The organism is Paenibacillus sp. FSL R5-0744, from assembly GCF_037972555.1.
In the GTDB taxonomy this organism is placed as follows: Bacteria; Bacillota; Bacilli; order Paenibacillales; family Paenibacillaceae; genus Paenibacillus_AQ.
Genome location: NZ_CP150228.1, coordinates 1,160,883 through 1,186,916 on the forward strand (window position 1 = coordinate 1,160,883; position 26,034 = coordinate 1,186,916).

Annotated in this window: 20 protein-coding genes; 16 read left to right on the forward strand and 4 right to left on the reverse strand. The window is 39.7% G+C overall.

Annotated elements, in window-relative coordinates; translation table 11 throughout:
* Positions 1-14 precede the first annotated feature (14 nt).
* Complete coding sequence (locus tag MKY19_RS05085; protein ID WP_339269091.1) at positions 15-2,291, reverse strand: AraC family transcriptional regulator; 2,277 nt, start codon at positions 2,289-2,291, stop codon at positions 15-17.
* A gap of 249 nt (positions 2,292-2,540) precedes the next feature.
* Here MKY19_RS05085 and MKY19_RS05090 point away from each other — a divergent pair, with 249 nt between their 5' ends.
* The 5 genes from MKY19_RS05090 (at position 2,541) to MKY19_RS05110 (ending at position 7,837) form a co-directional block, all read left to right on the forward strand.
* Positions 2,541-3,464 carry an ABC transporter permease subunit gene (locus MKY19_RS05090; RefSeq protein ID WP_081951042.1) on the forward strand — a complete coding sequence of 308 codons (924 nt, stop codon included), beginning with the start codon at positions 2,541-2,543 and terminating at the stop codon, positions 3,462-3,464.
* Positions 3,465-3,478: 14 nt separating this feature from the next.
* Positions 3,479-4,375, forward strand: a complete 897-nt coding sequence (locus tag MKY19_RS05095) for a carbohydrate ABC transporter permease (RefSeq protein WP_042185294.1) — start codon at positions 3,479-3,481, stop codon at positions 4,373-4,375.
* 72 nt (positions 4,376-4,447) lie between these two features.
* The gene (locus MKY19_RS05100) at positions 4,448-6,049 is read left to right on the forward strand and encodes an extracellular solute-binding protein (RefSeq protein WP_339800893.1); all 1,602 of its coding nucleotides are present in this window, start codon (positions 4,448-4,450) and stop codon (positions 6,047-6,049) included.
* An 80-nt stretch (positions 6,050-6,129) separates the two neighbouring features.
* A complete protein-coding gene (locus MKY19_RS05105) occupies positions 6,130-6,942 on the forward strand; it encodes an MBL fold metallo-hydrolase (protein ID WP_339800897.1) in 813 nt (270 codons plus the stop codon).
* Between the two features lie 31 nt (positions 6,943-6,973).
* Positions 6,974-7,837, forward strand: coding sequence for an SMR family transporter (locus tag MKY19_RS05110; protein ID WP_339800900.1), 864 nt, complete (start codon positions 6,974-6,976; stop codon positions 7,835-7,837).
* Positions 7,838-7,987: 150 nt separating this feature from the next.
* Here MKY19_RS05110 and MKY19_RS05115 read toward each other — a convergent pair whose 3' ends face one another.
* Positions 7,988-8,965 (reverse strand): tRNA-dihydrouridine synthase, encoded by a 978-nt coding sequence (locus MKY19_RS05115; protein ID WP_042185302.1) that lies wholly within the window; start codon positions 8,963-8,965, stop codon positions 7,988-7,990.
* 222 nt (positions 8,966-9,187) lie between these two features.
* Between MKY19_RS05115 and MKY19_RS05120 the strand changes: the two genes are divergently transcribed.
* The 5 genes from MKY19_RS05120 to MKY19_RS05140 all read left to right on the forward strand — a co-directional run bounded on the left by MKY19_RS05120 (position 9,188) and on the right by MKY19_RS05140 (position 16,225).
* A complete protein-coding gene (locus MKY19_RS05120) occupies positions 9,188-10,774 on the forward strand; it encodes a PucR family transcriptional regulator ligand-binding domain-containing protein (protein ID WP_339800903.1) in 1,587 nt (528 codons plus the stop codon).
* A gap of 123 nt (positions 10,775-10,897) precedes the next feature.
* The gene (locus MKY19_RS05125) at positions 10,898-12,166 is read left to right on the forward strand and encodes a cytosine permease (RefSeq protein ID WP_339800906.1); all 1,269 of its coding nucleotides are present in this window, start codon (positions 10,898-10,900) and stop codon (positions 12,164-12,166) included.
* A complete protein-coding gene (locus tag MKY19_RS05130) occupies positions 12,163-13,266 on the forward strand; it encodes a DUF917 domain-containing protein (protein ID WP_339800909.1) in 1,104 nt (367 codons plus the stop codon). The genes MKY19_RS05125 and MKY19_RS05130 overlap by 4 nt, the downstream gene beginning before the upstream one ends.
* A complete protein-coding gene (locus tag MKY19_RS05135) occupies positions 13,259-14,809 on the forward strand; it encodes a hydantoinase/oxoprolinase family protein (protein ID WP_339800912.1) in 1,551 nt (516 codons plus the stop codon). The genes MKY19_RS05130 and MKY19_RS05135 overlap by 8 nt, the downstream gene beginning before the upstream one ends.
* Positions 14,810-15,016: 207 nt before the next feature.
* A complete protein-coding gene (locus tag MKY19_RS05140) occupies positions 15,017-16,225 on the forward strand; it encodes an MFS transporter (RefSeq protein WP_042185304.1) in 1,209 nt (402 codons plus the stop codon).
* A 122-nt stretch (positions 16,226-16,347) separates the two neighbouring features.
* Here MKY19_RS05140 and MKY19_RS05145 read toward each other — a convergent pair whose 3' ends face one another.
* On the reverse strand, positions 16,348-16,839 hold the full coding sequence (locus MKY19_RS05145) for a hypothetical protein (RefSeq protein ID WP_339800916.1): 492 nt from the start codon (positions 16,837-16,839) through the stop codon (positions 16,348-16,350).
* A gap of 461 nt (positions 16,840-17,300) precedes the next feature.
* On the opposite strand from MKY19_RS05145, the gene deoC reads away from it, so the two are divergent.
* The 3 genes from deoC to MKY19_RS05160 all read left to right on the forward strand — a co-directional run bounded on the left by deoC (position 17,301) and on the right by MKY19_RS05160 (position 20,135).
* Complete coding sequence (gene deoC / locus MKY19_RS05150) at positions 17,301-17,966, forward strand: deoxyribose-phosphate aldolase (protein ID WP_339800919.1); 666 nt, start codon at positions 17,301-17,303, stop codon at positions 17,964-17,966.
* Positions 17,967-18,021: 55 nt separating this feature from the next.
* Positions 18,022-18,798 (forward strand): DeoR/GlpR family DNA-binding transcription regulator, encoded by a 777-nt coding sequence (locus MKY19_RS05155; RefSeq protein ID WP_042185310.1) that lies wholly within the window; start codon positions 18,022-18,024, stop codon positions 18,796-18,798.
* Positions 18,799-18,935: 137 nt separating this feature from the next.
* The gene (locus MKY19_RS05160) at positions 18,936-20,135 is read left to right on the forward strand and encodes an MFS transporter (protein ID WP_339800923.1); all 1,200 of its coding nucleotides are present in this window, start codon (positions 18,936-18,938) and stop codon (positions 20,133-20,135) included.
* A gap of 62 nt (positions 20,136-20,197) precedes the next feature.
* Here the strand turns inward: MKY19_RS05160 and MKY19_RS05165 are convergent, their stop codons facing one another.
* On the reverse strand, positions 20,198-21,871 hold the full coding sequence (locus MKY19_RS05165) for a PucR family transcriptional regulator ligand-binding domain-containing protein (protein ID WP_339800926.1): 1,674 nt from the start codon (positions 21,869-21,871) through the stop codon (positions 20,198-20,200).
* Between the two features lie 284 nt (positions 21,872-22,155).
* On the opposite strand from MKY19_RS05165, the gene MKY19_RS05170 reads away from it, so the two are divergent.
* The 3 genes from MKY19_RS05170 to MKY19_RS05180 are packed head-to-tail and all read left to right on the forward strand — an operon-like array spanning position 22,156 to position 26,015.
* Positions 22,156-23,022 (forward strand): DUF2877 domain-containing protein, encoded by an 867-nt coding sequence (locus MKY19_RS05170; protein ID WP_339800929.1) that lies wholly within the window; start codon positions 22,156-22,158, stop codon positions 23,020-23,022.
* Between the two features lie 15 nt (positions 23,023-23,037).
* Entirely contained in the window at positions 23,038-24,585 is a 1,548-nt protein-coding gene (fdrA, locus tag MKY19_RS05175) for an acyl-CoA synthetase FdrA (RefSeq protein WP_339269117.1), read from the forward strand.
* A gap of 2 nt (positions 24,586-24,587) precedes the next feature.
* Positions 24,588-26,015 (forward strand): DUF1116 domain-containing protein, encoded by a 1,428-nt coding sequence (locus tag MKY19_RS05180; RefSeq protein WP_339800933.1) that lies wholly within the window; start codon positions 24,588-24,590, stop codon positions 26,013-26,015.
* Positions 26,016-26,034 lie beyond the last annotated feature (19 nt).

Below are 26,034 nucleotides of genomic sequence, written 5' to 3' on the forward strand. Positions count from 1 at the left end.
CATCATACATAGTATCATTTTTTTTCGCTTGCTGCACAAAATTGTAGAGGGTCTCTTTTTTTTCTATAATCGCTCGGGGTTATACCAGTACTATTCTTAAATAAACGATAAAAATATGAACTACTAGTAAATCCAGTTTTTTCTGCGATATCAACAATGGTACATTCAGAGGTCTTCAACAGCTCTTTGGCTTTATTCAACCGCATTTCACTAATTATATCGGGTAGTGCTTTTGTAGTTAATTGTTTATATAACCGGCTCAAATAGATTGGAGACATCGAGAGCTCGTCTGCAATTGAATTTATGCACAGGTTGGAATTGCTATAATCTCGCTCAATAATTTGATGTACTTTTCTAATGAGATCTTCTTGTTTTGTACTTCTTTTCTCTTCGAGTTTTTCACTTATTTCTTCAAATATCTTGAAATATGGAGTGTTGATTTCTTCCATGGTTTCAACATGATTTGGTAGTAAGAACGTTGTATCGAATTCGGGTAATGTTAAAATCGCATTGTTCTTTTTTAATGTTCGCAAGACGTTATTAACAGTAAGTGCTAAATGCGATACGACAAGTTGAACAACGGTAAAAGAATATTCTGATATTTCTCCTACGATATCAATATAGATGCTCCGTGCCTTTTCCGCATTTCCTGACATCAAGGATTCAATGAACTGTTTTTCTTTGTGAACTGGAAACATATATTCTTTGGTTTTTAAGTTCATAATGTCAACCGAAAAGAGGATGCTGCCGTATCCTTTGAATAATCGATGATAAGAAGCCTCAAGTACTTGCTTGTAGACTAAGATGCATTGCTCAATGGATTCCTTCACAGGACTAAAGGTAATCGTGATGGATAATTTTAAATGTTTGGTGATTGACAACTGCATAAGCTCTGCCATTTCAATCAACGAATCCCGTTCCGTTATATAAAGCGGATCATGAAAGTTTAGCAAAAGTAAAAGACTATCATCCCCCATATCAATGGCTTCGACTTGAAAGATCGGTGAAGAAATTTCTGTACAAATGTTCATTATGGCATATTTGAGCAATTTTATATCTTCTTTGTATTTCTCGAGGACTGTGGGGAATTGATCGATCCTTATCAAAACAATCAGTGATTTATTATTAACCATAAGCTCTGAATTGAAGTAATGTAATTTCTGTTGTAATACCTCAGCATTATTCGTTTCTCTACCTAAAATCGTATTTCTAAGAAAATCCTGTTTGAGAATATGCTGATGGTTACGTCTTTCTGTTTCCAGGGTTTTGAACTTGCGTATGACTTTGTCAATCGGGCGATATATGCTATGGGATAAAGTTAACGAAATCAACAATCCTAAGAGAAGAATGCCAATACAGATAAATAATATTCGATACCTCATTTCATTTATTTCTTGAGTGATATTGCTATAAGGGGTAATCCGAACATATTTCCAGCCTAATGAATCGGGTGTAGTAAACGTTATTAAAGATTTAACTCCATCCACAGTGTCTACAAAATATGTAGATTCTGATGTATCCTGAATAATTTTCTGTATATAGGTTTTATCAGATATATCAGTTAGCATCTCTTGCTTATCACTACTGGAATATAATATTCCATCCTGATTAATGATAAACGTGTTATTCTCCGAGATCTCTTTCCCCGACTGATCCATTCGCAGGCCTAACCATGATGCCGAGATATTGACAACAACAGCTGTATTTAAATCTTTATTATCATCAATGACGCTATAACATAAGTAAGTGTAGCTTGATACTGGAGTGGTCTGAACCGAACCGATGTTATAGGTTCTGGGAATCGGTTGAAAGGGGCGATGTTCTTTGAATTTCATAAAAAGGTCTAGAATTCCATCATCATCCAGTTCGGACTTCGGTTGAATTCCGCTTCGTGAATTATTGGAACTAATATAGAACTGATTGGATTTCGCATTATATACATAAATGGATTCAATGAATGGTAAGGATGCGCGATAGTTATCAAGTTGTTGCTGTGCAAAAATGACATCATAGATATTCAAGTCCGCATAATACAACAACTTAGATACCGCAGAATCATAGTAAATCTGGGAGGACAGTGAGGTAACAGTCTCTGTCATAGTAGATAATTGCGTTTTAATTTGATTTAGACTATTTGAATCGGAACGATAAACTTGTTTAAGTGCGATGCTTGTAAAGTTCATATAAAGAATAGTTGAAGTTATCAAAAGGGTAATAACAACACATCCAATAGAGCCAAGGAGTATTCGGCTGTAAACTTTTTTATGCTCTTTAGACCAATGTTTTATCATTTTTTGAAACCCCTTTCATCGCTGGTCTGAGTATAAATCATCAGTCTGGTGCTTTCAATCAAATTTATAAATCCAGCAGCCGAAATTAGGTTAAATGTAGTGAATATTCACAAAAGTACAGAAATTTCATACTTCACAAATACGGAGATTACAGCAATGTGTGTCATTGTACAGTATATTATCGAATCCGCTTCTTCTATGATTTGGAAGTAAGATTCACGAGCAATTCTATTCAGGAGGAGGTCAGTCATGTTTAAGAAGAAAGGTTTTTTTTATGAATTAAATAAGAATAAAATCATGTTTTTGATGATAGCACCGACACTGCTTTTTTTCTTAATAAATTCTTATGCTCCAATGGTCGGCATCTATTATGCATTCACAAGTTATGATTTTGCAGGTGGTTTATTTGGAAGTCCGTTTGTAGGATTAGACAATTTTAAATTTTTAACGCAATCTGGAATTCTGTTGAAGTTGACAATCAATACGCTTGGATACAACGTGGTTTTTATCATATTAGGTAACGCGGTATCTATAGGGGCAGCAATCCTATTAAGTGAAGTCCGAGGGAAGCTATTTAAAAAGTTATCACAATCCATTATGTTTCTACCCTACTTCGTTTCGTTTGTTCTGATTAGTGTTTTAGCGTTTAACATGTTTAATGCTGATTCTGGTTTTGTTAATCAGTTACTCAAATCGTTCGGATTGGATCCAGTAGACATATACAATACACCATGGCTCTGGCCATTTCTGATTACAGCATTTTATTTATGGAAGAACCTGGGTTATTCCATGGTCATTTATCTTGCATCCATCATGGGAATTAGCGATGAGTATTACGAAGCTGCCAAAATTGATGGTGCAAATATTTTTCAGCGAATCTGGTATATTACCATACCTATGCTGAAGTCAACATTTATCATTCTGCTCTTATTTGCACTCGGAAGCATTATGAAAGGTCAATTTGATCTGTTCTATCAGCTTGTCGGGAACAACGGAGTGCTCTTCAACGTTACGGATATTGTAGATACTTACGTTTATCGATCTTTGAAAGTTAATTTTGATATTGGTATGGCAACTGCTGCTGGTTTGTATCAGTCTATCTTCGGATTTGTAATGATTATGACAGTGAATTATATCATCAAGAAAATTAATGATGACTACGCATTGTTCTAAAGTAGGGAGGAGGGATTACATTGGATGACAACATTCTAAGTTCTAGAGTTTTCCGCATGATGGCTTACCTGATTATTATGATTTTTTCTTTGCTCTGTCTCTTTCCTTTCCTTCTGATCATTTCAGGCTCATTGACAGCCAATGAATCCATTATTCGCGACGGTTTTCACTTGATTCCTAAAGTGTTCTCGCTGGAAGGTTATGAAATGGTATTTATCTTTCCAACTCAGCTAATCAAGGCTTATGGTGTAACGATTTTTGTAACTGTGATTGGAACGTTGGTGGGATTGTTTCTTATTACGATGGCGGGTTACGTTCTGCAGAGGAAAGATTTCAAGTATCGCAATCATTTGTCCTTCTTCATTTATTTCACAACGCTGTTTGGAGGGGGGCTTGTGCCATGGTACATCATGCTGACTACATACTTTGGGCTGGCAGACACCTATGCCGTACTGATATTACCTGGTCTTATGACACCTTTTCTCATTATTTTAATGAAAAACTTTATCAAATCTGCGATTCCGGAAGAATTATTCGAATCGGCCAAAATCGATGGCGCGAACGACTTTAGGATCTACTACAGTATCGTGCTGAAGCTTGCTATGCCTGGCATAGCGACTGTCGGTCTGTTCCTTGCTCTGACGTACTGGAACGACTGGTTCATGTCTTCTTTGTTCATTAATGACGTTAGCATGTATCAGCTTCAATACTACTTGTATAACACGATCAATACCATGATGTTCGTTTCTCAAATGGCCACTGGAACCGGTGTAACCCTAGGGCGTGACATTCCGACAGAGTCGACCAAGATGGCAATGGCGATCGTCGTTACTGGACCCATTATTTTCTTATATCCGTTTGTGCAGCGATATTTTGTGAAGGGATTAACGATTGGTGCAGTGAAGGGTTAGTACCGAAAGCAAACGAAGGGAACTCGTATGCGATCGGCTGACATAGATCATTTAATTAAGGGGAGGGTTAGTATGAGAAAAGGAAAAAAGAAATTGTTAACGATCGGCACTTCTTTATTCTTAACTGCAAGTTTGTTTGCTGGCTGCAGTAGTAATAGCACGAATACTAAGGAGGCATCGTCAGAATCAACAACGAATTCGAATTCGAATACCAGTACTCCAGCACCAGAAGCATCAGAAGCGACTGGAATCGACACATCCAAGAAAGTAGAGCTTCAGTTCTATATGCTGGGCGATGCCCCAAAGGATTTAAATCTCATTCAGGATGAAGTTAACAAAATGGCATTAGAAGATTTGAATGCAACCGTCAAATTCAACTTCACAACCTGGACAGACTGGGAGTCGAAGTATAAGCTTCTGTTGTCCTCAGGACAGCCGATTGACCTGATCTTTACGGCAGAATGGACAAATTACCAGTCATATGCGGTGAAAGGGGCTTTCCTTCCGCTAGATGATCTCCTACCGAAGGCTGCACCTAAGCTACAAGCATATGTACCACAGGATTTCTGGGAAGCAGTCAAGGTTGACAAGAAAATTTACACCGTTCCAGCTATCTGGAAGGAGTATGTAAATGATGGTATTGCCTATCGGGAAGATTTGCGTAAAAAGTATAATTTGCCAAAGCCGGAATCACTCGAAACGCTAGAGCAGTATTTGGATGGCATACGCAAAAATGAACCGGATATGCTACCTCTGGCGGATACTGAGGTTAGTCATGTAGATTCCATCCGTCAAATGACTACTAAAACTGTGAATACCAACGATAAAGTTCCATATGGACTTAGCATCATGTATGACACTCCAAGAGACGTAACCAGCTATTGGGGCTCTCCACAGCATTTGGAAGATTTGAAAATGTTCAGGAGTTGGCAAGAAAAAGGGTACTTTATGAAGAATATGCTGAACATTAAAGATAGTGGTAGTGATATATTTGCTGCCGGTAAAGCCGCAGCAATTTTGGGAAGTGAGAATCCTAACCGCTTTGGTGATGCTGTTGTCAAAGTGAAATCACTGCATCCGGATTGGGAGCTAGGCTATTCCCCGTATCCGAACATGAAAGGATTCTCTTCACCCGTTCACCCGATTCATAATGGCTTTGCAGTTCCACGCAGCAGCAAAAACCCAGAGAGAGCTCTTGCTTTCTATGAGAAATTGGTCACGGATAAACGCTACAATTGGCTGACGCAATACGGTATTGAAGGCAAGCATTTTGAAATTGAAGATGGAAAATATTATAAAATGCTTGGTGATGCCCAATCAAATGGATTCACAAGAGAAGGTATGAATGGATGGGCATGGAGAAATCCGGAGTTCATGTTGTTTGATAAGAGCTATCAAGCTGTGCTAGACATGTTCGATGAAATGGATAAGATAGCAAAACCGAATATTTTCCAAGGTTTCGGAGAGGATTGGACGTCTTATCAAGCAGAGAAGGCGGCCCTTTTACAAGTTGAAAAGCAATACTTATATCCTTTGAATGATGGTATGGTTAAGGATGTTGAAGCCGGCTTGAAGTTATTTATGGAAAAGGCGAAAAAAGCTGGTCTCGATAAAATTCAAGCGGAATACACGAAGCAATGGTTGCAGTATTTGGATGATGCAAATATTAAGTGAGTGAGCCAGTTTAGGGTGTTACTCGTAGAGAACAACAGGATTAACCTCCTGTTGTTCTCTACTACAAGGGTGGTATATTTATGAAGGTTCTTTTTCATGGAACGGCTGCATTTGAAGGGATTCCCTCGTTATTCTGTCATTGCGAGACTTGCAAGCATGCCAAAGTACGTGGTGGAAAAAATATTCGTACACGCACTTCGGTCTTGATTGATGAAATACTTAAGATTGATTTTCCGGCGGACACCTTACTTCATTCCATTCGTGATTCTGTAGATATGGATAAGGTCCGCGATTTATTGTTTACACATTCACATTCCGATCATTTGTATCCTGAAGATTTATTGATTCGTGCGCTTGGTTATGCTCAATTTAATGAAGAGGAAGAACTTCATCTATACGGTCATGATTTGCCTATTAAGCACTGTAGTCAATTGCTTGCCACGGAAAGGCATCGCTTCCAACTTCACAACTTGAAGCCCTTTGAAACCGTACAAACACAAACAGCTACGATTACGCCATTGCTTGCCAATCATGATTCTAAAGAAACTTGTTTATTGTATTACATAGAAAAGGATGAAAAAGCCATTTTCTATGGTCACGACAGCGGTTGGTTTCCCAAACAGACTTGGGACTGGTTGAAAGGAAAAAAACTGGATCTTGCTATTCTAGAATGTACGACTGGGAATGCCCCAAATTGTGAAGTTCACATGAATGTTGAAGATACTCTAAAAACACGGGAATGGTTAATCAAGAATTTTGTTATGAAAGCAGAAGGGCGAATCGTAGTCACTCATTTCTCTCATAATGCTCATCTGTTGCATGAAGATTTGGTTCATATTTTTGAGCCGAATGGGATTACAGTAGCATTTGATGGGATGCAACTGGACATATGAGTTAGCGCATAAGTGAAATGAGGATATTTCTATGATTTCAATGGCATTCTTTTTAGTTTTATTTTCAGGTATTACCCATGCGGTATGGAACCTATTTACAAAGAGAAGTCTGAATAAATACGTATTTCTCTGGTCGATTCATATTGTTGGTACACTTGCTCTATTACCTTATTTTATTATTGAGCTGCTTCAAGTTGAGCTTCATGCGGAGACACTTGGCTATATGGCGATATCTGCTTTATTTCAAGGGTCGTACTTCATTTTCCTCTCTAAATCGTATTCCTATGGTGATTTATCGCAGACCTATCCAATCATGCGAGGTACTGGTGTCATGCTAGTGACCTTGTTAAGTGTTGTGTTATTCGGGGATTCCTTAACTCTAGTAGGCTGGATAGGCTTTTGTTGTATCATAGTAGGGCTCTTTATTATTAGTGGAATCGTTAATCGTCATGCAGATCAAGGGAAAACGACTCATTCTATATCCATTCTTTATGCAATTGTAGTAGGGATGTGTGTTGCGGGCTATACATTAATGGACAAACTAATTGTCCAGCAATTATCTCCACTATCAACGCTTGAATTATCCAATATTAATTATGTAATCGTCGCTTTCTTCATGGTCATAAGAGCCGGTCGTGCACAAATTATAAGGGAATGGCAACAAAACTGGAAAATGATCTTGATTGGTTGTATTTGCTCGCCAGCTTCTTATTTTATGTTTCTGATGGCAATGAAGCTTGCTCCACTAGCTTCAATTGCGCCAATACGAGAAATTGGAACGGTTGTAGGTACGATTCTTGGCATACTTGTACTAAAAGAGAAGCAAGGAGTGCGAAGAATTATCATGTCGGCTGTGATTACCTGTGGGATCATCTCCATTGCCATATGGGGATAAGTTGATTTTACTAGAATTGAGGACTACGTCTGACCGTATAGGGTAAAAATGAAAGGCCTCTCGTAGGAATACGAGAGGCCTTTCATTCTGTTAAGCATTAGATAGTTTTATACTGTCTAATTGACGGGGCAATTCACAGGTGAATATGCCTCATTCTAATTCTTGTTCTAAAACAGTTTTTACTAAACGACGTACTTCATCTGTTGATCTTGTATCCATTAATTGGTTTCTTAATTCGCTTGCGCCTCTAAATCCACGAACATAGATTTTGAAAAAGCGAAGAAGTGGTTTAAATGAACGTGGCTCGAGTTCATTTGAATATTTATCGTGAAGATCCAACTGTAATAGAAGTAAATTGAGAAAATCCTTTGGACTATGTTCTTTAGGTTCTTTTTCAAAAGCAAATGGATTGGTGAAGATGCCGCGGCCAATCATGACACCATCAACGCCGTATTGCTCAACTAACTTTAATCCTGTTGCGCGGTCCGGGATATCTCCATTTATAGTTAATAACGTATTTGGAGCAATTTCATCGCGTAATTTTTTTATTTCAGGGATTAACTCCCAGTGTGCATCTACTTTACTCATTTCTTCTTTTGTACGAAGGTGAATGGAAAGATTCGCAATATCTTGCTTCAATATATGTGTTAACCAATCCCGCCACTCATCAATCTCAGAGTAACCCAATCTTGTTTTAACACTAACCGGCAATCCACCGGCTTTTGTTGCTTGAATAATTTCTGCTGCAACCTCAGGATGTAGTATTAATCCAGCACCTTTTCCATTGGACGCGACGTTTTGTGCGGGGCATCCCATGTTTAAATCGATACCGCGAAAACCAAGTTTTTTCATATCAATACTCATCTGTTCAAAAAATACAGGTTTATCACCCCAAATATGAGCGACAATTGGTTGCTCATCTTCTGTGAACGTTAATCGACCACGTACACTGTCTTTTCCTACAGGGTGACAATAGCTTTCTGTATTAGTGAATTCTGTGAAAAACACGTCGGGTTTGGCAGCTTCACTAATGACGTGACGAAATACAACATCTGTGACATCTTCCATTGGTGCTAATATAAAAAACGGCTTCGGTAAATCAAGCCAAAAGTTTTGTTCGTTACTCATATTATCTCCTCTTGTTGCGATATATAAAAACATATAAGTTATAGCAAAGACCTTTTACCCAACATACATATTATCATTTTTTTTCGTTTATTGCACAGAAGAAAGGAGAATACATACAGCGAAATCAATATACATAGCTTATAGCTTGAAGTGCTAAAATAAGATGTATAAAGCTTTATTAATGGCAACATGAGATAACAATACAGTAGAAGTGGTGAAGATATGGGGATAACTGTAAAAGATATGCTGCATCTTCCTTCCTTTCGAGGAGCAAAGGTGCTAACTGGAAATAATAATCTACACCGCACCATTTCTTCTTTATCCGTACTAGAGGTTTCAAATGCGGATTATTCTTCTCGAATTGTCCATTCCATTCAAGAAGAGTGGTATGCGGAAGAGATAGTGATCAGCTCTTTTTACTCCATTAAGGACAGTGTAGAGAAACAGTGTGAAACGATTGAGTACTTGCACGAGCTTGGAGAAGTAGGATTGATCTTATACTATGTAGGAATTATCATTCCTGAAGTAGCTGACGAGGTACTGCAATTAGCAGAGTCCAAAAATTTCATCATCATTTGTATGCCGGAAAATGATTTTTCACTTCGTTACAACGAAGTGATTTATGAAGTGATGGAAGCGATTGTTCTGAACAATCAGACGATCAATGATAATTTTGTAAATGAAGCGTTAGAGAAAGTATCCCTTTTGCCAGAACACTCACGGAGCGTCGAAATTACGCTGAAAATATTGTCTGATCGGCTGAAAGCGAACGTCATCCTGACGAACACCCAGTTAGATATCGTAAATCAAGTAATGTGGCCCCGTAATTCATCGTTAAACGTGGGGTATATTATTGAGACCTTCGCCCCCTATTTGATGAATATGACGAAAGGACAAACAGAGCCTGTTTCAAATTGCTATGTGGAATACAAGAGTATTCATCAAAAAAACGGAGAAGCGCTGCATTTATTTTTGATTAAAGAGAACTCAAAATTACCTGCGAAGACCATCGATAAAATCAGCGAGGTTGTACAAGTAGCGATCAATTTGTGGGGGGATAAGCATAACGAGGTTAGCGAATATGCCTTGGTAAAAGCAATTATTAATGATGAAAGCGAAAAAATGCGAAGACTGGCTCATTTTCTCCACATTGATGTCTCTTCCATTCAGATGATGTGGTTAGTATATATTCACGATTTATCGCAAGAGAAACAAATTCGTGAAGAGCTGGAAGAGCATTTGTTCAAATATTATAAAACGGCGGTCATTCAAACTATCGATCATTGTATAATAGCCCTTATGGGAAATTGCTCTTACAAGTACAATGAGTATGAAATTGCAGGGGAGTATATTGACACGACGAATTCAGCCCCGCTTATTTCCGAAATGGTCTATGCTCCCCGAATGAGAAATACACAAGATGTACGACGCATGTATCGGCTGGTGAACAGTGTGGGACGGAAAGTCCATCTGATGTATGAGCATCGTAAATTGTACACAGCAGCCGAGATGCGTTCTATGAAACAAGCTATTGAGTTAAGTGAACAGGGAGAAGAAATACTTGAAGAATGGATGTCTGTGATTGACCCCATTCTAGGTGATCCAGAGTCGATAAAAACACTCATAACCTTCTTGTTAGATGCAAAGGGGAATTTTGATAACTGTGGGAAAATGCTGTTTGTTCATAAAAATACAGTAAAATATCGTATTAGAAAGATCAGTGAATTAATTGGCTATGATGTAACCGTCAACTCCGAATCTTACGATGTGTATATCGCTTGCATGATTTATCGACTCACACATAGCTAGTATAATCCGTAGTTTTTGTCGAATAAGACAAAAATCACGGATTTTTTTTTATTTTAGAAAAAGACGTAATCTCATGGTTCCTTCTATAATAAGAAAAATTACTTTTCGAGGAGGAGAACTAACATGAGAAAGGACGGAGCACCTCAGTCTTGGTTCACTCTGGGGATGGTATGGGCCGGAGCGGTGATCAGTATACCTGGCCTCCTGGTTGGGAATACGTTGATATCTGGTATGAGCTTACCTATGACATTATTGATCGCTTTTTTAGGGTACGCCATTATCGTTGTCCTTATGATACTTCAGGGGATTCAGAGTACGGATCTTGGGAAAACAACCGTTCAAGTCGCAGCCCAAGTCTTTGGCAAAAAAGGCTCGCGAACGATTTTATCCATTATTCTCGCTATTGCTTGCCTCGGTTGGTTCGGGATTCAGGCTAATGTATGCGGGGCGGCACTGGCGAACCTGCTGGCGGAGTATGGAGTGATAGTCCCAGTTCCCCTTGCTTCTTTAATTAGCGGTTTGGTTATGGTGATCTCAGCAATGTACGGAATGAAAGTGCTGAGAGTACTTAGTTATATTGCAGTACCTTTATTAATCGTGATTTGCATATATGGTTTAGTTCAAGTGTTCACTATGGATTCCGTGCAGAACATTTGGAGCTACCAGCCTGAGAAGCATATGAATTTCATGGATGGCTTAGCTGTAACAATAGGCTCATTTGCCTTAGGGGCTGTCATTGCAGGCGACTACTCTCAGTTCTCAAGAAAACGTTCTGACGTATTAAAAGCAGCGTTAATCGGAATTGTTCCTTCTGGCGTACTGATGATTAGTGTGGGTGCTATTTTATCGATTGCTTACCAGACTAGCGATATTGCGGCCGTCTTTATAAATATTACAACGCCTTTTATTGGGGGTACTGTTTTGATTCTGGCTGCTTGGAAAACGAATATGGTCAACGCAATCTCGGGTGGATTTGCGCTTACCAATGTATTGCATATTTCCAAAGAAAAAGAGAAATGGGCAGTAGGGATTGCTGGACTCATCGGGACTGTACTCGCCGTGATCGGTATCTTGAATTACTTCACGCCAGTGATGTCGATCTTGTCAGCTATGGTTCCGCCGGTAGCAGGGGTTATGATTGCATCCTATTGGATCATGAATAAAGGCGATAAGAACCGTTGGAAGGAAACAGAGGGCGTTAATCGTCTAGGGGTATTTTCTTGGCTGATCGGATCCATTATTGCTTGTATGCCCGTTGTGCTGTCCTTTTTCCCAAACTTACCTCAATTATCAAATCAGCCATTACTCGGTATCGTCATTTCATTTGTCTTATATATTGTCTGCTACCGATTTACTGCCTCAAAAACTGTCATATTGGAGGGAAATAAATGAGATATTTAGATAAACAATCGATTGAACATATTGCCGTAGGCGCTGCATTTTTAGGCACAGGTGGAGGAGGAGATCCTTACATCGGTAAACTCATGGCTCTTTCGGCTATTGAAAAGTACGGACCTGTAAGACTTTACTCTGTGGATGAAATCGAGGATGAAGACTTTTTCATTCCTTCCGCCATGATGGGTGCGCCTTCTGTATTAGTGGAGAAATTTCCGAAAGGCGATGAGTTTGTTAAGGTATTTCAGATGCTGGCCAAATATTTGGGCCGAGAAAAAATTACAGGCACATTTCCGATGGAAGCAGGCGGAGTCAATTCGATGATTCCGATCGTCGTTGCAGCACAGCTGAATTTACCGCTTATTGATTGCGATGGGATGGGTAGGGCATTTCCTGAATTGCAGATGGTGACGTTTAACCTGGATGGCATTTCGGCTGCGCCGCTCGCAATTTCGGATGAAAAAGGGAACATTGGTATTTTTGAGACGATCGATAATAAATGGACCGAACGGTTAGCCCGTACAGCTACTGTGGAGATGGGAGCTAGTGCTTTGGTAAGTCTGTATCCAACGACTGGGGCTCAAATCAAGAACAGCGGTGTCCATAACATCGTGACGCTATCTGAGCAGATTGGAGAGATCATTTCTTCAAACAACAGAGATGCAAAAGACAAGCTTGAAGAGCTTCTAAACCTGACATCCGGTTACGAGCTGTTTCAAGGGAAAATAACAGATGTCATCCGGGAAACCAAAGGCGGCTTCAATTTTGGGGAAATGAACCTAGAGGGCATTGAAGGAAATAAAGAGGAGCAGATGAAGGTATATTTTCAAAATGAGAATCTGCTTGCCAAGAAAAATGGCCAGGTTGTAGCCATGACCCCGGATTTAATATGCTTAGTCGATTATGAAACTTTATTGCCTGTTACAACAGAGAGCTTGAAATATGGAAAACGCGTACGCGTCATTGGCTTACCGGCACATCCTAAATGGAGAACGGAAAAAGGAATCGAAACGGTAGGACCGAGATACTTTGGGTATGATTACGATTATGCTCCTATTGAAGAATTGGTGAGTAAGGCGGTGGCTAAACATGTTTAGAATTGGAATAGATGTAGGTGGCACGAATACCGATGCTATTATTTTGGACGAGCAAAGCCGATTAATTCATAGCGTTAAATCCCCAACGACACTGGATATAAAAACGGGGATTGAGACGTCACTGCGTAATGTATTGAAGGAAGCGAGCATTGATAAAACGAAAATCACACATGCAATGCTTGGGACAACGCAGTGTACTAATGCCATTGTGGAACGGAAGAAATTAGCCAAAGTTGGTGTGATTCGGTTAGGATTCCCTGCTACCGCTTCTGTTCTGCCATATACGGCTTGGCCTAGAGACATGGTGGAAAAACTATCAGGAAACTATGCATTAGTTCATGGTGGGTATGAATATGATGGTAAGTTGCTCAGTGAGCTTGATGAGGAGGAGATTAAAGAGCTTCTAGTAGAATGGCGAAATAAAGTAGAATCTATTGCGATCATTGGTGTGTTCTCATCCATCAAAAATGACCAGGAGCTCAAGGTTCGAGACTTAATCTGGGAAGCATACGGGACAAATTATCCGGTTTCTTGCTCCTCCTTGATCGGGTCTGTTGGCCTGATTGAACGTGAGAATGCAACCATACTGAATGCGGCTTTATGCAAAGTCATCGAGACCACTAGCACAGGTTTTGAAAATGCGTTAGAAGCAGAAGGGATTCAAGGCGCTGAGGTGTACTTATGCCAAAATGACGGTACACTTATGTCGATTGAATATGCTAAGCAATTTCCGATCCTTACGATTGCCTGTGGACCAACAAATAGCATCCGGGGAGCTTCTTATTTAGCGAACATTAAAAATACGATGGTACTCGATGTTGGTGGCACCACATCGGATATCGGTGTCTTACAGGATGGATTTCCAAGAGAGTCTTCTGTAGCAGTGGAAGTAGGAGATATTCGCACGAACTTTAGAATGCCAGACATTATCTCTGTAGGACTTGGCGGCGGAAGTATTGTTCGCGTAGACAATGGCAAGATTACAGTTGGGCCGGATAGCGTGGGCTATAAGATCATAGAAGAAGCACTCGTATTTGGTGGAAGCACCTTGACTACGACGGATATTGCGGTTCGCCTTGGGTTAGCTGACGTGGGAGATAAAAGTTTAGTAAGTCACATCGATGAACAATTTTCCAAACAAGTCCTATCCGTAATTTCTTCGATCATAGCCAAGGCGATTGATAAGATGAAAACTTCTTCCGAAGATGTACAGATTGTACTCGTAGGCGGGGGCAGTGTTATTATTCCAGATGGAATTCCCGGAGTAGCCAGCATTATTAAAGTAGAGAACGGTGGAGTTGCCAATGCCATCGGTGCATCGATTTCTCAAATTAGCGGACAGTATGAACAAATTTATATTTATTCGCGAGAGCCGCGAGAACAGTCGTTAAGGGATGCTGAGGAAAAAGCGGTGAAACAAGCGGTATTGGCAGGAGCCGATCCTACTACGATTAAATTGGTTGAGGTTGAAGAGACGCCACTTGCCTATCATCCGGAAAATGCAACCCGATTAAGAGTTAAGGTTGTAGGTAAAATGAGTTAGAGAATACGAATTCACAGGGCATGATGCAGAACGGCTCTTTGATGCAAAATAATTCCATGATGTAAAACTAGAAGCTTCTCATGAGTTCTTTGAACTTGTGTGAAGCTTCTTTTTTTATGAAAAATAGGATTGCTCAATATAGTCTAAATGAGTATTATGAGTAGGTATGTTCTTATAAAAATAGAGACAAATAGGATGGAGAGCACCATGACAACATCACGACAGAACGCATTGATTTTCTCGTTTACTTTTATGGCGTTTATTCTGGGTACGACGGAGTATATTATCGTTGGTTTACTCTCGGAAATATCCTCGAGCCTCGGAGTAACGTTAGCGACAGCCGGGGGCTTGGTATCTGGTTTCGCGATCGCTTATGCCATTGGCACACCCATTATGATGTCTTTGTTCAGCCGTATCCCGAAACGGATTACGATTCTTGTATCGCTTGTATTGATTCTGCTGCTGAATTTGTGGAGTGCTATAACTGGAACCTACAGTATGCTGCTAGTGACTAGAATAGTTACTGCTGTACTATGTGGTTTTGTTCTTTCTGTAGCCATTACGGTAGCGAATGAAGCGGTGGATCCGGAGAAAAGAGGCAAAGCGATCGCTACAATTTTGAGCGGTTTCGCTGTTGCGAATGTATTTGGTGTACCGATCGGCACTTTTGTAGGGCAGTATTTCAACTGGCCTGCAGCATTTGTACTAAATGGGGTATTAGCCGGAATTGCCATCGCGCTAAATTATGCCTATATTCCACGCAAACTACCGAAGCCTGTACCTAGCTCACTTAAGGATCAGATCGAACTGCTCACGAATGGACGCATTATTCTCGCGTTTCTCATTCCAGTTACGGCAGTGGGAGCGGTGTTTGTGATGTACACGTACATTACACCATTGCTGGAGCAAGTGATGAATATTCCTAAGAGCTCGGTTAGTGGCGTACTGTTTGTATACGGGATTGCCACGATTGTCAGCAACTGGATTGGAGGCAAGGTTGCAACCGGAAATGCGGTAAGTAAGCTTAGATTCGTATTTCTTATCCAAGCTGTGGTCTATATCATCTTTAGTTTGACCGCATCGATCTCGATTCTAGGAATGATCGTACTAATGATGCTAGCCGTAATGTCGAGTATTGTTAGCGCACCAGCCCAGCTCTATTTGATAGATTTGGCCAAGCAGTATTCACCAAGATCGAAGGACCTAGCTGCATCGTTGAATCCAGTAGCGTCTAACCTGGGAATCGCAGGAGGATCCGCAATTGGTGGAGTGGTTGCCCAGCATGGAGGATTAATCTCCCTTCCTATAGCTGCTTCCATCCTGGCGATATCAGCATGTGTGATTGCTTTGATATGTTATAAGTTGGATCAGCAAACTCAAGAAGGGGTTATTGCTCAGCATCATAACTTAACCTGAAGAGAAGTTATAGAGGTCGTCGGAAATCATCCGGCGGCCTTTTCGTATATCAACTAGTAATCTAGTAAAACAACACAAAAAATCCGTCGGAAGGAAAAATTCCATAGACGGATCGTGAGTTTTTATATGCAAATCCAACCAAGGCCGGGGATTTCTTTCCAAGTGCAGTTACCAGGGCCGCTACCAGAGCCACTACCGGAACCACTACCAGGTCCCCCGCCAGATCCACTACCAGGAGTAGCTGGCATTGTGGGAAACGGCCCTTCAGCCATGGATATCATTTTTACGTCAATGACAGCACTTTTGCCATCTGCAAATAGCACACTAATTGAATCAGCATTAACTGTATTGACATAGGCTACAACCTTTTGACCACTACTTAAGGTGAAAATCCCCCATTTTCCGAGGAAAGGTTGAATATCAGTGATGGTTAGATATGCAAATACTGGGCCACCACTAGAATGCGTCTGCATTCCTGGTTGTTGGGTGCCGCTTCCAGAATATATGGGCATGGGTCCGCCTGATTGCATGCCACCTGGAGTCATTGGTTGGAATGGGGGGAAACTACGACCTGGGCATACATAGTACGGATTTCTGAAGTAAAAATATCCCACTTATTAACCTCCTTAGATACCTCTAATTAACAGATACCTAAAGTCTATGCTCCTGCCTATGTATTGGTGTATGACACGAATAAGGGCTTCAACTTTACTATAATTGACAATATTCATAATTGTGTTATAATTCAAACATATGTTATTAGTATAACAATATATATTGGTGATGTAACAAATGAAATATCCTGGAGTTATTAGAAGGAGGAGTGTGATTCAGAACAGTAGTTGTTCCTGTGAGTTATTGGGGGAAAACCTGATTTGTAGCGGAAACTGAGGAATTGCAACTTAAACCGATACATATTAGGAGCACTTATTAGTTGCAGTTGCACGCACCCAGAGCTCGGTTCTTCACCTTCAATGGCTATGGAAAAACTAGTTACATGTAGTGCAATAACAATTGTTAGAATATTAACATTTTAAACGTTTTAAAATTAATTATTAAGGGAGAAGTGAACAGAATGGATGTTAAAGATATATTAGGAAAAGTAGATCATACCCTCCTTGATGTTACTGCTACATGGGATGATATAAAGAATTTATGTGATGATGCGATGAAATACCAGACGGCCAGTGTTTGCATCCCAAGTGCTTATGTTAGAGAAGCTGCAAATTATGTAGAGGGCAAAATAGCAATATGTACAGTTATCGGATTTCCGAATGGTTATAGTACACAAGCCGTTAAAGTATTTGAAGCAACAGATGCAATTACAAATGGAGCATCGGAAATTGATATGGTAATCAATGTGGGCTTCTTAAAAAGTGGACGTTATGAGGAAGTTTGCGACGAAATACGTGCCATTAAAAATGCATGTGGAAGTAGAGTATTAAAGGTTATTGTTGAAACCTGTTTGCTCACCCAAGAGGAAAAAGCGAAAGTATGTGAGCTTGTTACAAAAGCTGGTGCTGATTATATCAAAACATCCACTGGATTTTCAAAAGCTGGAGCAACTAAAGAGGATGTCAGCCTGTTTGCACAGAACATAGGTCAGAATGTGAAGATTAAAGCAGCTGGAGGCATTCGCTCTTTGGATGATGCTAAAGCATTTATCGATTTGGGCGCAGACCGTTTAGGAACTAGTGCCATAGTTAAAATTGTAAAAGGGCAGGAAGTATTGGGGTATTAGATATGGTATAATTCTGATAATTATACTTTATTATTAGTAGTTAGGATGAACCGGTATGGATAAGCAAGAGAGAGTAAATACAATTGTATCAATCCTAAAAAATAAAAGTGGCGCATCCATCAAAGAACTTTCACATCAACTTGATGTCACAGAAATGACTGTTCGCCGAGATATTAAATATCTAAAAGAAAATAAAATCGTTCAAGTTGTTTCAGGTGCGGTTATTTATAATGGTTCTGACCCAAATGAGAATAAACAAGATGAATATGATTTGACAACTCAAAAAAATAATCGAGCATCAGAAAAATATAATATAGGTAAGTTAGCAGCTTCACTAATCGAGCCTAACGATATTATTTTTATTGATATTGGTACAACAACCGCTCAAATCATCGAACATATTCCGTCAAATCATTCTGTAGAAATTGTTTGCTGCACTATGAACGCATTAATTGAGATTCATAAAAAAGGATTTAAGGATTTTATTCTTATTGGTGGTCATTACCGTCCAGAACTTCAAATGTTTGAAAGCAGAGAAGGGTTGGATTTAATAAGTAGAACACGAACAACAAAAGCATTTATTTCTGCTGCTGGAGTTAATGCTAAATTAGGCATTACTTGCACGAACAGTTGTGAAGTGGACACAAAGAATGCGGCAATTAATTGTGCCCTTGAGAAAATTTTAGTGATTGATTCCTCTAAGTTTGATATGGTTAAATCCACTTACTTTGCTTCGTTAAATGATTTTGATGCGATTGTAACCGATAGAGGTTTATCAGAAGAGTGGATTGAGAAAATAAAACAATTAAATATTTCTCTTTATCTAGCTTAGAAATTCAGCGCGTGCCGGTACTCAATCGGTGCGCGCTGTTTGTTTTTATACTTTTAAACTACTTTCTTATATGTTATAACTAATGCTACATTCTGAAGATCATTTGGCATTTGATTAGTTGAGGGGAGATTTAGTTTTTGCATTCACCACAGACACAAGACAACAAGAATTCGTTATATATCATTTTACTCATTTCGGGGATTGTTCTGGTAGCCTTTAATTTACGCCCTGCGATTACATCGGTAGGTCCATTAGTGGGCATTATTCAAGAAGATGTGGGGCTTGCACACTGGAGTGCAGGTTTATTAATGAGTATACCTTTGATATCCTTCGCTGTTATGTCGTCTCTCGTTCCTAGAATCGCTGCTCGTTTATCCAACGAGAAGACGCTATTGTTAGGTTTGGTTATTCTTTTGGTCGGAATTTGCATTCGTTCCATTTCAATGACACTCTTTATTTTCGTTGGTACGCTATTGATTGGAGTAGGGATAGCCATCGGAAATGTTCTATTGCCGGTAGTTGTGAAGGAGAAATTCCCACAAAAGTTCGGTCTAATGACAAGTATCTATTCCACTTCAATGGGATTGTTCGCATCGTTAGCATCAGGTATTAGTATTCCTCTAGCCCATGGTCTAAAGCTTGGGTGGGACGGAGCCTTAATCGTATGGGGAATTCCGACAATCATAGCGATCGTGGTATGGATCCTTCTAATTAGATTAAATCCAGCCAAAGATAATGCAGTAAAAAGTGTAAGGATCAGTGCTAAGCAAATCTGGCGTTCACCACTCGCTTGGAAAATAGCGCTATTCATGGGATTTCAGTCTTCATTATTTTATATAACGATGTCTTGGTTACCTGAAATCTTATATAACTATGGCATAAGTAGGGGGACAGCAGGCTGGTTATTATCCTTCACACAAATTGTTGGCGTACCTGTTAGTTTTCTTGTTCCTATTCTTGCAGGACGACTACGCTCTCAAGTATGGATTGCATTCGCATTAGGCATGTGCTCCATTGTTGGTTATGGTGGCCTATGGATGGGCTCATCTTACCCCATGATGATCCTAAGTATTATCTTAATTGGTATCGCTTTGGGAGGGAATTTCCCATTGGCGCTAAGTTATATCGGAATTCGTGCCCGAAACGGAAATCAAGCTGCAGAATTATCTGGAATGGCTCAATCCACGGGATATATGCTTGCAGCCATAGGACCTATATTGATCGGTTATTTATACGATATGACCCAAGTGTGGACGATTCCACTGATCACACTGATCGTTATTTCTGGACTCGTGATGACGTTTGGAATGTTGTCTGGCCGAGATAAGTATGTATAAAAAGACTCCCCATGTAGTAGACAGGTGTAATAATGAACCCTGCTGCTGTATGGGGAGTTTTTTTAAATCGTTTTATTTAAAATACTAAATATCTTTAGCGCTATTTGAATTCGTAGTAATTCTTCTGAATGCTTTAAGTCCAGATTTAGGATTTCCTTTATTTTCTCAATGCGATAGATAAGTGTGTTTCTGTGTAAAAACATAGCCTTTGAAGTTTCGGTGACATTCAGATTGTTAATAAAGTAATTTTCTAAAGTTAACATGTAGCTTGTACCATGTAATTGATCATGATCATAGATTTTACCTAGACACTTCCGAAAAAATTCTTCTAAGGCAACGACTTTGATATTTGCTTCCAACAGATGGTAAACCGAATAATCTTCGAAATGTGAGACCTTGTTTTGAAGGTTTTTTTGTTGCATCAATTTAATCATTTCGTTCGCCTCAGAAAAGCTATTATGCAGCGAGCTGATTGTGCTGTATTGCTGACCAATGCCTATTAAGAGTGTTTCCTTCGTTCTTTGAACAAGGACCTCAAGCAGTTCATTTGCATATAACTTGGCATCACTAATAGAAACAGGAGGTCTTTCTTCATTTTGCCCTACTAGAATGATGACTCTATTATTTCTATAAAAGCACTTTATTTCTCCAATCGCTTTATGTGACAAGTCATAAATGATGTCCACACATTTTTTTGCAATGGACTCCATTTTATACTTTCCGATAATCATATCTTCAAACTTGTCTGCTTCATTCATTTCAATATTTATCACCATACTGTAATACATATAGCCCGGATTTAATCCATGTAAATAACATAAGGTTTGCAGCGCTTCATGGGATGATATTTTCCCCGAAAGTAAATCATCAATGGAGTCCTGCTTAATTCTTATTTCAAGTTCGCTAATTTCCTTTGCTTTGATCAGCTCGAGTGCCATGATGGTGGAGGCTTGCTGCAAAATAATGTAATCAAATTCTGATAGCTCTTGCACTGTCTGCCAAATCACAATATAGCCATAAATATAGTTAGAAGCAGCGACAGGAATCACTCGACATTTTATTTCTGCACCTTCTGAATGATAGGTCCTCTTAATAGACTTTTTCATTTCATTTAGATTGGTAGGAATAGTATCGATGAACGCTTTATTAAAAACAGGCTGTCGATTTGAAAAATCAAGATAATACTCAAGAGGACTGTTGTTCTTCGCATGTTCAGTGTGATGCAATAATCGCCAATCCTTGTCTACGACAATAATAGGATTACTAATCGTTTCGGATAACATGGAAGTTATTTTGGCAATACCACCGCCTTCGAGGGTGATTTTGAAGAACAAGTTATGTATATCTAAAGTCTTTCTATTGAGCAAATCATATCTTCCGGAAACCTTCTCATTAATGATCGAGATCATGTTAGAGAGTGTGTATTCAAAGGGCAGTTCTAAAAGGGGCAACCCATACTTATTGGCTTCATCAATCATGTTCTGAGGAAGCTTGTCAAAGTACCGTTTCATTTTTACAACCAATCCTGAACAGTTCAGCTCCGCAAGTTCCTTAATAATTCGATTTTGTAGTTCTGCATTATTTTTAAAGATATAGCCTGTTGATAAGAGTAGTTCGTTAGGTGAAAGCCAGTCAAAGGCGTCAGGATTCTCAATAATGTTAACGATGGATATGGATTTATCAATGCCTTGTTCTCCAGCAACAATTTTTATTCCCTCTATAGCCTTGATCTTCATTAAGTCTTTAACAGTTAGCAATTTTTGGCACGCTCCTCAGACACACTTTTAACACATTCGCTTGTATAACATGCACAAATAGGATGCACTCTTTTTGGTTCGCTTAAACGATGACGATCCCTACCAGTATATTATATATTAAGTGCGTAAGGTAGTTACGCTCGTCGTTACCTTTGTATGATGTAACCAAATCATATTATTCAATGCATTCATCCATCTGTTGAAGTGAAAAGGAGGTCAATCACCTTTTTGAAATATAAGGAATTAAAACAGAGGTGACTCTAGTGAGGTTTGCGAAATCCGGTGATGGCGATTTTATTCAACGAATCATTCATCATAAGTTTCATGGTTTTGTTCATAGCACGTTTAATCGCACAATCAATATTCAATGTTTGGATCGTGGAGATTTGTATACTATTGCGTGTAAGGGAATCGATAACGCTCCTAATACACTTATTATTGACTTAGAACACTTTGAAGAAGCAGATATCAGGGTGAATGACATTGTAAGTTCAGATCATTCCGTTTTATCAATTGCTAATAAGATGTCTATCACAATGAATGGTGTTAAGAGATGGAATTGTAAACTGCCTAAATATCCTTCAGAAGCTGATGTCTTAATAATGAATGTATCCACCATGAAGCAATATATCAAACTTCACGGAAATAACAGCAGAATTGAAAGGGCTTTCAAGAGCGGCAATCCTTTTGACGATGAAATGTCTAGAATGCTTCATGAACGGACGCAGTTACTTGTATCGGAATTGCAAAACAAGCGAATCTCTACTGCAATCACACATGCAACTTCGCTCATAGGCCTTGGACCAGGCTTAACGCCAGCCGGTGATGATTTCTTGGTGGGATTGTTTACCGTCATGGGCATCGAGAATCATCAATACTTTTCACACCAATCGTTTTGTGAAGAAGTCGTCTTACATGCGAAGGTTTTAACCAATGATATCAGCTATATGGCATTAGCTAAAGCAGCAGGTGGCCAGGTAAGAGAGTCTATAAGTGACTTAATGGAAGCTTTATTTAGAGGTAGCGAAGAGGAATTGCTATTGGCTTTAGATAGGGTACTGGCTATAGGGTCCACTTCGGGTACTGATATAGCTCTAGGAATTGTTGCAGGGCTGGAAATGAACATGTAAATGGGAGGTAAAAGTATGACTGTTCAAGTTTTAGTAAAACCAAACACGTATATCGATTCCGTATCTTTGATGTCACTCTCAACAAAAGCGAATCAGATCGAAATCGTAGAACAAGCCATTATTGCAATGGGTACTGAAATGAATAAAGAGGTCATTAGAAATGTGGGCTTGATGACACCTGAAGTAGAAAGTGCCAAAACAAGTGATTTAGTGATTATTGTGAAGGCTGCCTCTGAAGAACTATGTGAGGGTGCTTTCGAAAGCATCAATGATTTGTTAACGAAAAAGAAAGATTCCTCTAAAGGAAAGAGTGAGGTTAAATACTCAACCATTACCTCAGCTGTAAACGGTACTCCTGAAGCTAACTTAGCGATTATTGCCGTAAATGGGAGCTACGCTCCTAGAGAAGCAAGAAAAGCTCTTGAAAATAATCTTCACGTCATGCTGTTTAGCGACAATGTAAGTATTGAAGATGAAATTGAATTAAAGACTTTAGCCCAAGAAAAAGGCTTGCTAATGATGGGGCCAGACTGTGGTACTGCGATTATTGGTAATGTCGCTTTGTGCTTTGCGAATGCCGTGAGAAAAGGCAATATCGGGATCGTTGGCGCATCAGGAACAGGTAGCCAAGAGGTAACGGTTCGTATTCATGAATTTGGCGGTGGAATCACACAGTTGATCGGTACAGGCGGTAGAGATCTAAGTGAAGAGGTTGGCGGCATTATGATGCTGGCCGGAATTAAAGCGTTAGAAGAGGACGATGCAACAAAGGTTATTGTTCTCGTATCTAAACCACCAGCACCAAGTGTAGAAGAGAAAGTACTTGCACAAATTAAACAATGTAAGAAACCAGTCGTGGTTTGGTTTGTGGGTGGGAATGAAGAAAAGATCACTCAAGCTGGCGGTCATTTTGCAAAAATGTCAAAAGAAGCGGCACTTAAAGCGGTACTTTTAGCTGGAGCAGACGAATCGAAGCTTAACAAACGTGCGTTAAATCTTCCGCTTATTGAAGAAGTGCGTGCGAAGTTAAATCCTCAGCAAAAATATATCCGTGGACTATTCAGTGGCGGTACGCTCTGTGATGAAGCGATGCACATTGCTATGGAGAAATTCGATAATGTCTATAGTAACATTCAGAGAGATCCTGAATATCGCTTAAAAGATGTTAGAGTAAGTCAAGATCATACCTTTATTGACTTCGGAGACGACCAATTTACACAAGGTAAGCCACATCCAATGATAGATCCATCCACTCGGATTGAAAGATTTATTCAAGAAGCAAAAGATCCTTCTGTCGCTGTTATTGTGATGGATTTTGTTCTAGGCTTCGGAGCGCACGAAGATCCTGTAGGCGCAATGCTTCCAGCGATTATCGAAGCGAAGCAAGCCGCTGAAGATGAAGGAAGACATCTAGAGATTATTGGATACATTCTTGGAACCGAGCTAGATAGTCAAAATATTGAAGGTCAAATTAATAAATTGTTAGCTTCTGGTGCTACACATGCTAGCAGCAGTCAGAACGCAGGTCTACTAGCAAGAGAATTCGTTGTGAAAGGAGAATAGTCATGAGTAAAATCAATGAACTTTTTACGAATAAACTAAATGTCATAAATGTAGGCATTGCGAACTTTAGAGATGATTTGTTAAAACAAAACGCGAATGTAACTCACTTGGAGTGGACGCCGCCAGGCAGAGGGAATCCAGAATTAATTGCTGCGCTGGATAAGCTTGAAGACCCAAGTGTTACAGATAAGATTGAAGCTGCTAACAAAGAGGCTGTTGAGCGAATTATTAACTCGCAACCGGTACTGATTGGCTTTGACCAAGCGATCAATGTGGTTCCTGGTATGACGAAAAATACGATTTTACATGCTGGCCCGCCAATCACTTGGGAACGAATGAATGGTCCGATGAAAGGTGCGGTAACAGGGGCTATTGTATTTGAAGGACTTGCCCCCAATATTGAAGCAGCAGCTGTACTAGCCGCGTCCGGAGAGATTATTTTCTCGCCATGTCATGAACATAACTGTGTTGGTTCCATGGCTGGTGTCACATCGGCTTCCATGTTTATGCATATTGTTGAGAATAAAACTTATGGAAATATTGCCTATACAAATTTAAGTGAACAAATGTCCAAAATCCTTCGTATGGGTGCCAATGACGAGAGTGTTATCCAGCGTTTGATTTGGATGCGAGATGTATTGGGTCCTATTTTAAGAGATGCGATGAAACTTAATCCAAATGGGATTGACTTGCGCCTAATGCTCTCACAAGCCCTTCATATGGGGGACGAGTGTCATAACCGAAATGTAGCTGGAACAACCCTGCTCATTCAAGCACTAACGCCTTATATTATCCAAACCGATTTCACGGTTGAACAGAAAAAAGAAGTGTTTGAATTCGTTAGCAGCAGCGACTATTTCTCGGGTCCGACATGGATGGCGCTTTGTAAATGTGCCCTTGATGCTGCGCATGGTATTGAGAATAGTACCATTGTTACCACAATGGCTCGTAACGGAGTGGAATTCGGTATCCGCGTGAGTGGAATCGCTGGAAACGTGTGGTTTACAGGTCCTGCACAACAAGTAATAGGTCCTATGTTCGCTGGTTACAAACCTGAGGATTCTGGTCTTGATATTGGTGACAGTGCGATTACGGAGACCTATGGAATTGGCGGATTTGCTATGGCAACTGCACCCGCTATTGTTTCGCTTGTGGGGGGTACCGTCGATGATGCAATCAGCTACACCACAAAAATGGCAGAAATCACAACCACTGAAAATCCTAATGTAACGATTCCAATGCTTGACTTTATAGGGATTCCAACAGGTATTGATATTCAAAAAGTCATCCAAACAGGAATTATGCCGATTATCAATACAGCCATTGCACATAAAGATGCGGGGATTGGAATGATTGGTGCAGGTATCGTTAACCCTCCAATCGAAGCATTTGAACAAGCATTACTTGCATTAAGTGAAAATATTAAATAAGAAGAGGGCTAACTTGCTT

Excerpts from the sequence above, each read along its gene's own strand:
- MKY19_RS05085 (WP_339269091.1), bottom strand. The coding sequence starts at position 2,291 with ATGATAAAACATTGGTCTAAAGAGCATAAAAAAGTTTACAGCCGAATA.
- MKY19_RS05090 (WP_081951042.1), top strand. The coding sequence starts at position 2,541 with ATGTTTAAGAAGAAAGGTTTTTTTTATGAATTAAATAAGAATAAAATC.
- MKY19_RS05100 (WP_339800893.1), top strand. The coding sequence starts at position 4,448 with ATGAGAAAAGGAAAAAAGAAATTGTTAACGATCGGCACTTCTTTATTC.
- MKY19_RS05105 (WP_339800897.1), top strand. The coding sequence starts at position 6,130 with ATGAAGGTTCTTTTTCATGGAACGGCTGCATTTGAAGGGATTCCCTCG.
- MKY19_RS05110 (WP_339800900.1), top strand. The coding sequence starts at position 6,974 with ATGATTTCAATGGCATTCTTTTTAGTTTTATTTTCAGGTATTACCCAT.
- MKY19_RS05115 (WP_042185302.1), bottom strand. The coding sequence starts at position 8,965 with ATGAGTAACGAACAAAACTTTTGGCTTGATTTACCGAAGCCGTTTTTT.
- MKY19_RS05120 (WP_339800903.1), top strand. The coding sequence starts at position 9,188 with ATGGGGATAACTGTAAAAGATATGCTGCATCTTCCTTCCTTTCGAGGA.
- MKY19_RS05125 (WP_339800906.1), top strand. The coding sequence starts at position 10,898 with ATGAGAAAGGACGGAGCACCTCAGTCTTGGTTCACTCTGGGGATGGTA.
- MKY19_RS05130 (WP_339800909.1), top strand. The coding sequence starts at position 12,163 with ATGAGATATTTAGATAAACAATCGATTGAACATATTGCCGTAGGCGCT.
- MKY19_RS05135 (WP_339800912.1), top strand. The coding sequence starts at position 13,259 with ATGTTTAGAATTGGAATAGATGTAGGTGGCACGAATACCGATGCTATT.
- MKY19_RS05140 (WP_042185304.1), top strand. The coding sequence starts at position 15,017 with ATGACAACATCACGACAGAACGCATTGATTTTCTCGTTTACTTTTATG.
- deoC (WP_339800919.1), top strand. The coding sequence starts at position 17,301 with ATGGATGTTAAAGATATATTAGGAAAAGTAGATCATACCCTCCTTGAT.
- MKY19_RS05155 (WP_042185310.1), top strand. The coding sequence starts at position 18,022 with ATGGATAAGCAAGAGAGAGTAAATACAATTGTATCAATCCTAAAAAAT.
- MKY19_RS05165 (WP_339800926.1), bottom strand. The coding sequence starts at position 21,871 with ATGAAGATCAAGGCTATAGAGGGAATAAAAATTGTTGCTGGAGAACAA.
- fdrA (WP_339269117.1), top strand. The coding sequence starts at position 23,038 with ATGACTGTTCAAGTTTTAGTAAAACCAAACACGTATATCGATTCCGTA.
- MKY19_RS05180 (WP_339800933.1), top strand. The coding sequence starts at position 24,588 with ATGAGTAAAATCAATGAACTTTTTACGAATAAACTAAATGTCATAAAT.